This is a genomic window from Fibrobacter sp. (assembly GCA_012523595.1).
In the GTDB taxonomy this organism is placed as follows: Bacteria; Fibrobacterota; Chitinivibrionia; order Chitinivibrionales; family Chitinispirillaceae; genus JAAYIG01.
In genome coordinates, this window is the sequence record JAAYIG010000063.1 from 1 (window position 1) to 11,317 (window position 11,317).

3 protein-coding genes are annotated in these 11,317 nt (G+C 44.8%); 1 reads left to right on the forward strand and 2 read right to left on the reverse strand.

Features of this window, described 5'->3' with window-relative positions; all coding sequences use genetic code 11:
* The coding region (locus GX089_03810; GenBank protein NLP01597.1) for a hypothetical protein at window positions 1-532 on the reverse strand (532 nt) is incomplete at its 3' end.
* 137 nt (window positions 533-669) lie between these two features.
* Window positions 670-2,112 carry a diguanylate cyclase gene (locus GX089_03815; GenBank protein ID NLP01598.1) on the reverse strand — a complete coding sequence of 481 codons (1,443 nt, stop codon included), beginning with the start codon at window positions 2,110-2,112 and terminating at the stop codon, window positions 670-672.
* A gap of 268 nt (window positions 2,113-2,380) precedes the next feature.
* Here GX089_03815 and GX089_03820 point away from each other — a divergent pair, with 268 nt between their 5' ends.
* Window positions 2,381-11,065 carry a T9SS type A sorting domain-containing protein gene (locus GX089_03820; GenBank protein NLP01599.1) on the forward strand — a complete coding sequence of 2,895 codons (8,685 nt, stop codon included), beginning with the start codon at window positions 2,381-2,383 and terminating at the stop codon, window positions 11,063-11,065.
* The last annotated feature ends 252 nt before the right edge of the window (window positions 11,066-11,317 follow it).

The window sequence follows — 11,317 nt, forward strand, 5'->3', positions numbered from 1 at the left end:
GATAGAGATCGATACTTGAGCCAACACCAAAGTAGTAGGGAGAGGGTGTAAGTGGCTTCTGCCATGATAATCCGACTGCTTTCCAGTCCCAGATACTGAATGTGGTCTTGAATATCTCCATCCTGCCACGGAAATTTATATGCTCGATTCCGCCTTTAAGTCTCCACCAGGTTTCATCTTTGCCGTATTTTCTGCTATATAGCTCACCAGAGAGCCCCGGAAGAAGATAAGGCTTTTCTGTAATCATGATATAGACGACCTTACCCCCTGAACGGCATATTGAAAACACATCTACCTTTGTGAAAAGGTTTGTGGATTCAAGCGCTTTTTCTCCTCTTGCAAGCATCACAGAATCATAAGCCATTCCGGTATCTATAGCAAAAAAAGCTTTAATCAGTTCAGTCTTAGTTACTTTGTTTCCGTGAATGATGATCTGTTTTATGGGTGCATTGTGCGGGCATTCCTGAGCCGAAGATGAAAAGATAACCATTAAACCGAATATAAAGGGTGAAAACAGTCTTAATTTAATCAATTGCACCAAAACCATCCTGGAGGCTAGGGAAGGAATCAGGTAAGCAGTTCAGGATTCCTGAATTTCTGCTTAAAAAATAATACCGGTACCGGTTAAAGTAGAGTGTCACAGTTCCTGCTATTTCCAGGAGAGGGCGTTTATTTAGATGTAATGCAGTTTTTGCCTTTGTTTTTGGAGATATAAAGCGCACAATCTGCATCTTCCAACAGCAGGTGTTTTTCTTTGGGCAGATTTCCATCGTAAACCGATAGTCCGATGCTTATAGTGTAGGGAATTTCGTTTTCAGAAAAGAAGAAGGGATCTGCCTCTATAGCACACCTGACACGCTCTGCGAGAATATTTGCACCATGTATGTCTGTTTCTGGTAGTATTACAGCAAACTCTTCACCACCATAACGGGCGGCTATGTCCTGCTGTCGCACTGAGGCCTGAAGTCTTTTGGTCATGTCACTCAATACCGCATCTCCGATCAGGTGCCCGTAAGTATCATTTATCTTCTTGAAGTCATCTATGTCGATCATCAGTAAACTGAACTGGGTTTTGTTTCTGTTGGAGCGGGCAATTTCTCTGGACAGCACCTGTTGAAAAGTACGATGGTTGATAAGCCCGGTGAGCCCGTCTGTTTCAGCCATCAGTTTGGTGCGTTTGTGAATATAGCTGTGTTCTACCAGCGGGCTGAAGATTGAGGAGAGGATATGCAGGAACTGGTGTTCCTCAGTAACCAGATCTCCGCCATCTCTGAACACAGCAATAGATCCTATGATCTGCCCGGCAATGATCATGGGGATAGTGGAAACAGACTTTATCTCCATGGGCAGGGTCTCTCCTTTGGGTCCGTCAAAGAGTGTAAAGGAGATGCTGTTCTGGAGCAGATTATTTCTGTTGAGGATACCGAAAGCTTGATCCCAGTGCTGCATAAGCAGATCGCGTATCATTTCTGCCGGGACACGTCCGGCCATGGGCATGGCATAGATTTCCGAGGCTCCAAAGAGGCTGACGCCAACTGCTGAAAAACAGGGCTTTACTTTTCTGTTCAACTCATCCAGAAATGTTTTCATTATTTCAGGGACATCGAGGGTAGTCAGCATCCGCTTGGAGAATTCATATATGTCGGTGATGTTGAGCAGGTGACGCTGCATCTCAGGATGAATACTGGATGTTTGCTGCATGAATGCCGTGCTTCGAATATGGAAGTCACGGTTAGCCATGGCCCGGTCGACCTGGGCCATAAAATTTATCAGTGATACTGGTTTGACCAGGTATGATGAAGCTCCAAGGTTTACTGCATTTATGGCGCTGTCAAGTGAAGCATATCCGGTAATTATAATCACCTCAACATGGCTGTCTCTGTCCTTGGCCCGTTCGAGGACTTCTATACCGCTTTTATCTCCCAGTTTAAGATCTGTGACAATAGCATCATAACTCACAGAATCGATCTTCTGAAAGGCTTCTTCACCAGAGTAGGCTGCATCAACGGAGTACTTCCCGCAAAGTGCAGAACAGAGCAGATCACAGAGCTTCTTTTCATCATCGACAATCAGAATGCTGTATTGTGATTCCTGCTTTTCTTTATCTTCCATAATCTTTATTCTACTCCACTTGTCTTCAGAAGACAAGTTTTGATTTCAAAAAATAAAAAAGAAAAGGCTTGATGTAGTATTTCAGGATAGGGAAAGAAGAGACAGAAAAAAAACAAAGATGGTTTTGTGTTTCCTGAAAATTGGATTCAAATCATACGTAAGAACAAATTGATAGACATAACTGCCACTAAACTATATAATTAATATAGATATAGACCCCATGATCGATCTGTCGGCCCGGAAGATTGTTTCTGCAAAGGTAATTTTATTGTTTTTAAATCTCCGCAATCTCCCTCTTATTAAGGCTGCAATAACAGTAGTATCCCTTGTTTTTTACTCTTTTGCAGCAAAACTCAATGTGGATAAAGATGAATTGGGATCGTACACCACCATATCAGACGCTTTATCCGATTCCAATGCTGGTGATACGATCTGGATTATGGGTTCCGACAGCTATGATGAGACCTGGCCAAGCAATATCGACTGGATCGTACATATAATGGGGGCATTTTATTCTCCGGACAGTTTCCCTTCTGTAAGGCTTACAGGAGAGCAGTGGGAGTTTCACTGGATAAACACCTCCGGCACAACCAGAATTGAAAGAGTTATCCTGGACAACTGCGACAGGATCAATCTGACCAACGCAGGAAGAATACTGATTATTGATAAGTGCGTGATTAAAAACTTTTCCGCTGATGTGTTTTTACTAAAAGATAACGCGTCCAATTATCTGTCTATCACTAATTCTATTTTCCACAATAACGCAACCATATTTCCCGCTATTCCTTACAAAAACATCAACGGCCCATATGGAAGCGTGTTTAACTGCACGTTTTATAACAACACGACTGTTCAGGCAGAGGATAACATTGATACTGTACAAATCAGCGCTGGAAAATTTATTAACATTACCAACTGCATTTTTAGTGGAAATACCACTATTCTGGTTGATGACGATCTGAAAAGCGCTTACACTTACAATCTACTTCCAACCTCAGAATCCGGCTGGGGTACAGGATCTGTTTATAGTGATAATCCAAGATTCATTAATTCGACTCCCACGTTACCATCTCATTTCAATATTCAATCCAGTTCGCCTGCCAGAGAAGCGGGTACATTTACAGGTGCCCCGGCAGTGGATATTCGCGGTGTCAGCCGTACGGGGGCCTGTGATATAGGAGCCTATGAGTATCCAGCCGCCGGTGGTAGAGCGGATTACACCTGGGACGTAAGCACATCTGGAGGAATTCAGGCTGATAGCGGTACCTGGGGAACAAATAATTACTGGACACTTTCCAGTGGAGGGGGGACATCTCTGGTCGCCTGGCCGGGAGCAGGGAATAGTGCGACTTTCGCAGGTGCCAATGGAGATTATACAATAAATGTCAATGGAACCCAGATTGTGGATAGTATTTCATTCCTCTATAATGGTTATTACTTAAAAGGCGGTGTGATTAACCTTGGTTCAAAAAGTGGAATTTACGTGGCAAGCGGCAGAACGGCAAGAATTGGTTCCGTTATAGCCGGTATTGCAGGTATAAAGATATATGGTGCAAACGGTGAGTTAAGGCTGGAGGGTAACAACACCTTTTCCGGTGCATCAACGATTTTCAGTGGAAAGCCCAAACTGATTCATCCCAATTCTCTTGGAAGCACAAGCGGAGGAACCACCATAATCACTGGTGCCTGTGTTCAACTCTCAGGAAAAACGACTTTTGCTCCAGAGCAATTGTTTATCAACGGAACCGGAACCGGGAACGGAGTTGTAAGGACCCCTGGAGACGGGATAAATGATACTGTCACCTGGTCCGGTAAATTGACAATGCAAAGTTCAAGTTCAATTGGCGCTACAGAAGCAGCAGACATATTGACAATTTCCGGAGTCATTGAAGGCGCGTTTCAATTGACATCCGTTGGTCCGGGAACAAAAATTCTCTCCGGTGTTAACACATTTTCGGGAGGCCTTGTCATAGCTGAAGGTATAACAAAAGCCGGTAATGGACAAGCACTTGGAAGTTTCGGAAATACAATTACCATTTCATCAGGTGCTGCTCTCGATATCAACGGGTACAATTTACAAGGATACACTCAAAATATTGTCATTAACGGGCAGGTGGATGCAAATACCGGTGCTATTATAAATACGGCGAGTGGAGAGCAGTTGAACGCGATACGTCAGATATCCCTTGGAAGTAATGCGTCCATAGGAAACAATGGCGGAAGGTTCGATATCGGGAGAGGATATACAGGTGCTGTGCGCGTGACAGGTAATAATCATACTCTTACCAAGGTGGGAAACAATTTTGTAGCTCTTTTGGCTGATGCCACTACACTTGCGGGATTGATAATAAACGGAGGACAGATATCTCTGGAATCCAATGCTGCAGCAGGAAATGCACCAATAACAATAAACAACGGTGCAATCCTGTCTTCATGGGGAAACAGGACATTTACGAATAATATAACTATCAACAATGGGGGACAGCTCAATTCGCCCAGCAGCAACTCATACACCACGGTACACAACGGTAACATTTCCCTGTCCGGAAACACTGTAATGCATAATGATGCAGCCAATACCATGACAATAGGCGGGGTGATAGACGGAACCGGAAACCTTACAAAAACAGGCGCAAATGGAACTATAATCCTCTCCAATACCAATACCTACACAGGATCAATAACTGTATCCGCAGGTACACTTATTGTCAATGGAGCAACCAGTGCATCAAGCGCGATGAATGTAAGCAGCGGAGCGAATCTTGGCGGAACAGGAAATGTTGCAGGCACGGTGAACATTGCAGGGAACGGTATAATCAGTCCCGGCCACGGCGGGGCGGGAACTCTGAGAACCGGTACTCTCAACCTGAACAATACATCTGTTCTGAACTATGAACTTGGCGCTTCCCGTGATAGTATCAGGGTAAATGGGAATCTTACACTCGACGGGCAGCTTAACATAACCGCTATTGCCGGTTTTGGAGTCGGCAACTACACTTTGATGACCTGCAGCGGTACTATTACAAACAATACGTTGATTGTCAATAATGCCCCGTCCGGATATATTTACTCCATCTCTGTAACAGCAGGCTCTGTCATTTTGAAAGTTTCGGCTGCTCCTCAGGATACACTTATTCTCAGGTATAAATTCGATGAAAGCAGCGGATCTGTGGTTTATGATTCATCCGGTTTTGGAAATGATGGTACTGCTATCAATAATCCTTCATTTATTACAGGTTTCAGCGGAAACTCCATAGCGCTCGATGGCAGCAACGATTATGTACAGATCCCATCCGGAATTGTAAACAGTTGTGAAGACATAACAGTCTGCACCTGGATAAGGCTGGAAACGATAAGTGACTGGACAAGGATATTTGACTTCGGCAACAGTTACACAACCGGTTATATGTTCCTGGCGCCCACAGGGGGATCGTTGAGGTTTGCTATTACCAAAACATCCAGCGGTAGTGAACAGAAAGTTGATGCTCCGATGTTCTCAGTCAATGTCTGGAAACATGTGGCAGTCAGAATAAAAGGCGATTCCGCCCAGATTTATATTGATGGAGTTGCAGCAGCAACAAATGCCGCTGTAACAAACAATCCCTCTGATCTGGGAAGTACCACTTATAATTACATCGGTAAATCGCAATATGCAGATCCTTACCTTGACGGAGTGGTTGAAGATTTCCGAATCTACAGTTATGCTCTTACACCGCAAAATATAGCAAGTATCTATAATTCCACAAGACCAGTTTACTTCACATGGGATTCTTCGTCATCTGCCGGATATCAGGCAGCAAACGGGACCTGGGGAACTGATAATTACTGGAGTCCCGATGGTTATGTGCTGATGTCCTGGCCGGGAGCAGGGAACAGCGCAATATTTGCGGGCGCGGATGGTACCTATGAAATTACCGTAAATGGAACACAGAATGTTGACAGTATAGCATTTCTCAATTCCGGATATATCCTGAACGGTGGAACACTGAATTTCGGATCTAAAAATGCCATATATCTGGCTAATGGAAAGAGTGCCACAATCAACTCTGTGATTTCCGGAACAGGAGGAATGAACTTTTCCACTCCGGGTGGAACTATCTCAACACTCAATCTGGGGGGTGAAAACAGTTACAGTGGCGTAACTACTATCAGATACCGTGTAAGGTTGAATGTGATGACTCTTGCCAATGGTGGGTCAAACAGCAGTATCGGTTCTGCTGGTTCAGCGGCTGCAAATCTGGTGATCGATGGAGGACAATTGCGGACTATCGGTGGTGCTGTAAGCACAAACCGGCTCTTTACTGTCACGGATTTGGGAGGTTATTTATACTCAAACGCCAGCGGTCCGACAAATTTCACCGGTACAGGTTCCATCGAGTTTCCCGGAACCGGGAGTCGCACATTGGAAATAGGGGGCATTTACAGTGGCTCAAATATATTCGCTCCGGTAATTGGAAACGGTGCCGGTACTACTTTAATTCGAAAGACCGGAAGTACCAGCACATGGATCCTTACAGGCAATAATACCTATACTGGAACGACTTCGATACAGGGTGGTACTCTGCAGATAGGAAACGGTGGCACGAGCGGAAGTATAGCGGGAAATGTGGTCAATGATGACAATCTGGTGTTTAACAGATCAGACAGTTATATCTATTCCGGAGTCATTTCAGGTACCGGTACAGTAAATCAGGCCGGGTCCGGAACTCTGATATTTACAGGCGCAAATACCTTTACCGGTGCCGCTACTGTAAGTGCAGGTACTTTGCAGATCGGCAATGGCGGAACCACCGGAAGTCTCACCAGTGATATCACAAATAATGGTACACTGGTGTTCAACCGCTCCAATAATTACAATTACAACGGAGTGATATCCGGCAACGGAAGTGTCAGGAAGGCGGGTAGCGGAACTCTTACCTTGTCAGGCACTCATACTTATACAGGTGCAACAAATGTTACCGCCGGCACACTGAACGTGACCGGTTCTCTGGCTCAAGAGAGCGCTGTTACTGTAAGCGGTACCCTGGCCGGGAACGGAACAGTTGCCGGAGCAGTAAATGCCGGCGGGGGAGCAATATCTCCGGGTAATAACGGGGCAGGAACTCTTTCAACAGGCCCCTTGACACTTAACAGTTCATCGGTTCTCAATTTCGAACTTGGTACATCCCGGGACAGTATCAAAGTCAATGGTGATCTTACTCTTGACGGGACTTTAAATGTTTCTGCTCTTTCCGGCTTCGGGTTGGGCTCCTATACCCTCATAACCTGTACTGGAACCCTGACCAACAATATCCTTTCCATGGGCAAAATGCCGGAAGAATATTCGTATGTTGTCAGCGTCGCGGAAAATTCGGTGGTTCTTACTGTGGAACGTGCTGCTTCTCTGAAACCAGTCACAGTGGTACAGTCAACACCAAGGTGCTCGGTTTACACCGATGACTGGACAATCGTATTTGACAATAGTGCAGGCGGAGGTATCACTGCTCTGACTGATTCCGCACATGGAAAATCAAGAGGCCAGGGTAATCAGATTGGTGCAGGGCAGAATCTTTACTATTTCTACTATGATGGTGAGAGCTCCAAGACAAACGGAAAAGGCACCTGGTCAGTTCTCAAAGCAGAGAACTTTTACACCATCATACGCCAGAGCGGCACTCTCGCCGGGCTGTCTTATACAACCGATTACACTGTCCATGGTTCAGGAAAAATTTACATCAAAACTACTCTCAGCAATACAGGCGGCAATATCTCAGGCAAGACGGTGAGGTGTGTAGTCGAACGCAGGGCAGTTCCCGCTATGCGTGCTTTGAGAGGAGATGACAATGCATGGCAGTGTCCATATTTATTGCTGTCAAGTGATTCGGCAAAGCAGAATGATATTCTTTTGTCCATTAAGGACCTGTGGAGTACATCAAATGGTGCAGCAAATTCCGCTACCGGGTTCTATACCGATGCGGGAAGCGGCTATACAGGATATGAGCTTTCGAATGCTTTTTCCCTTAATGCTGGTCAAAAACAGGTTTGGGAATACATGCTTGATTTTGTACATCATTTCTGGGATGATACAGCCAATGCCCGGAGAAGCAGTGATGATTACAGGAATCCTGACAGCCTGGAGATGATTTCCGGTACCCTGTTGTTTGAGAAAGCCTGGGAGAGACAGTTAAGGGGACACTGGAAAATGGATGAGGGTTCTGGTGATACCTTAAGGGATAATTCCGGAAACAATCACCATGCAAAAACCACCGGTACCTGGACTGATGGAAGATGGGGGGGCGGGATTCGGCTTAACGGGGCACAAAACGCTACTGTTCCGGATAACTCCGATTTTGATGGGACCGACTTTTTTACTGTAATGGGTTGGGTAAAAGCAAACAACGGAACCTTCACAAACAGTGCGTGGATTGCCGGTAAACATAACGGAAGCAATGGATGGAAATTGACAGGTAATGGTTCGGATCAGCTCGTTCTAACTTGCAACGGGACTGCCATTACGGGTACGCGGGATGTTGCTGATGGTTCCTGGCATCATGTGGCTGCCTGTTTTTCACCAAGCAAGGTGATATTATATGTTGACGGGAGGCTGGACAAAATCAGCACCGGATCTTATTCTGTGACAGAAAACAACTCTGATCTGCTTATAGGTGCCGGTCTGACGGGGGATCTTGATGATGTGAGATACTGTCGTGATTACATTTCCGAAAACTCCCTGAAAGCTATCTATCAGCAGGGTTTCCGCTCTTCAGAAGGCTTTTATGAACTCAGGGCAGACAACAACAACACTGTACATTTTAAAATCGATGGAGCGGACATAAGCAGGTGTTTTCCTGTTTTCCATATCAACAATTACTGGGCAGAATCAAAACCAAAAGCCGGATGTGTGGTTCTTAACGGTACTGCCCTTGTTGAAAACACAGATTATTACGCGGTTTTTGATAATCAGAACAATACCCTGACTATAGGACTGAACAAAATTATCTCAATGGATCAGACCCATCTTTACATAGATGATGGTTACAGTGCCGGATACCAGATGGCAGAGGAAACACGAAAGATGAGCTGGGGGATAGATAACCAGGGCAGCTACCAGCATTTCTGGGTGAAGAATTTCTCAGGCAGCAGTTTTGGTGATGAAAATTCCGGTCAGTGGTATCTCAACTGGAAAATGAGTACAGAGGGAAACAGCAAGGATGGAGAGATCTGGTATTATGGAAGTTCAGTTAACAATCCAAACTCTTCTGTTGATACCTCAGACACCAATACCAACATGGTTCCCGGTTATGACAATTACTACGATAGCTGGGGATATGTATGCCTGAATATAGGCAGCGGCTATCCAAAGACCTCCTACAATGTATCCAATGCGTTTACCTATGCAGTAGAGGAAAGTTCGGATGTAAGAGTTGTATTGTGTGTAAATGAGAGGCAGGTCGATAATGGATCATCGTTCAATATAAAAACCCGCTGGACAATCTATCCTACAGGCCAGATATTCAGGTGGGACAGCATTTATTCAATGAGCGCTGCTCCCTCGAAGGTCTATATCGGTGCATTCATGGACGATCAGGAATATGCCACTGTTTATACAAACACTCTGAGGAAAAGAAGTGGGTTGATCTATAGCCAGACTTTTCCGGATTTTGCCTTCAGTTGGTTGTCGATGAAAAATGCAAGCGGTTTTCAGGCTGAGCCTTTTGGCAGCGACACTATTATGCCTGATTTGTCTGAGTATCGTGCAGGAATGGATTTCGGTGATGCCAGTGCCACGGAGGTCTGGAATTCTGCATCGGTTCAGACAGTATTCTATCTGGATATTCAACACTCTAATATGAGCAATAGTTTTATCGATTCTGTCAGCAATTCAGTTCAGTGTATTGGTACCGGTGGAGGGGCAGCTCTGCTGATGAAAAGGGGAGTATTGCTTTCCGGAGATGATGCTACAGAGGGAGATCTCAATGGAGACGGTTTTAACGAGCGTGAGGGGGCGTATATAATTCAGGCGGATAACAATACAGTCAACTTTATACTTCCTGCGAGGAATGATACCTGCAGGTTCAATCCCGCTTTCCGCCTCACTGGCTACTATGTATTGGAGAAACCACAGTACATATTCCTCTATAATTCATCCGGTGACACCATCCCGGTGATTGAGGGGTATAAGTATAATGCATATCACAAGAAATCAACAAAAGAGCTTGTGATTCAGTTCGACAGTGTGTTCTGTGATTCTGTGGGTATATATATATCGGCTGACAGGACCCTGGCGGTAAATTTATCGGGATTCTGGGCTAAAGCAGGAAACAGTTGCGATACACTGGGCTGGAGCACCGGGAGTGAGCTGGAGAATCTTGGGTACTATCTGTACCGAAGAATAAAACCGGAGTTTTTTGACAGCCTCAGCAAAGCAGCAGATAGTGATGATGGTAATGGTGTTGTTACTCTGCTTAAAGAAAGAGTGCTGAGCTGGAAAGACACAAGCTGGGTTCTGCTTAACAATGAGATAATCCCCGGAGCACCCGCAGGTGTATCACACGGATCGAGAAATTATGTCTGGATTGACAAATCTGTGCACAATGGTGTTCTGTACGAATACAAACTTGTTTCAGTCGACTTCAGAAATACAACAGAGGAGTTCGGACCGGTTGAAGCAATGCCTTTCGGGCCTGTAAGACATTTCAACCTGGGGCCCAATTTTCCTAATCCGTTCCGCGGTACTACTGTTATCAGATTCGAACTACCAATAGAGAGCAGGGTAACACTGAATATCTATAACCTTCAGGGTCGCCTTGTGAGGCGATTATTAACTCCTGAGAAGGTGCTTAGTGCAAATGCTCATCAGGTAATCTGGGACGGAAAGAATGATATAGGGCGGGAACTGGAAGCCGGACCTTACATTTACCGCATCACCTCAGGAAAATTCTCAAAATCGAAAATCATGGTAAAACTGGAGTAGTGCAGAAAGCCGTAAAGTCTGAAAATAAACCGCACAGGATTACCCTTTTATAATGATTTTCATCCCCTTGCTTTTTATTCACAGTAAAGAAATATCCCGTTAATTACCGATTTCATTGCAGTATGCTTTAAATTTTAATAATATCCTGAAAAACATTAAAATCAGGAAACGGCAAAACCTTCTATTCTTGAAAATTTGCTTCAGGCAGGACTTCATAACTTCATCAGTTTCAGCCCTTTAGCTTTTATTTAT